Origin of the sequence: Actinokineospora sp. NBRC 105648, from assembly GCF_030269645.1 — a bacterium.
GTDB lineage: Bacteria > Actinomycetota > Actinomycetes > Mycobacteriales > Pseudonocardiaceae > Actinokineospora.
This window is the reverse complement of sequence record NZ_BSTR01000141.1, coordinates 1-255: the sequence shown is the minus strand read 5'-3', so window position 1 is coordinate 255 and position 255 is coordinate 1. Positions and strand designations below refer to the sequence as shown.

Sequence of the window (255 nt, the reverse complement as noted above, 5' to 3'; positions counted from 1 at the left end):
GGCACGGCCCGGTCGTCGGCCTCCTTCGGGCGCTCGCTGATCGACACCATCCCGGTGATCAGGTCATGCCGGGGCGCCTTCCGCGACGGGGACACCCGCTTGGCCCGCCCGGAACGCAACGCCCTGTACATCACGGCCCGCAGCTCGCCCTCGCCCTGGACGAACAAGGTCTGGTAGATCGTCTCATGGGACACCCGCATCCCGGGATCCATCGGAAAATCCCTCCGCAGCCTGGTCGCGATCTGCTGCGGCGAC

The 255-nt window shown here is 69.0% G+C and carries 1 protein-coding gene; it reads right to left on the bottom strand.

All coding sequences use genetic code 11. The features are described 5' to 3' along the window. On the bottom strand, positions 1 to 255 hold a 255-nt coding region (locus tag QSK30_RS36685; RefSeq protein ID WP_502871952.1), incomplete at both ends, for a transposase.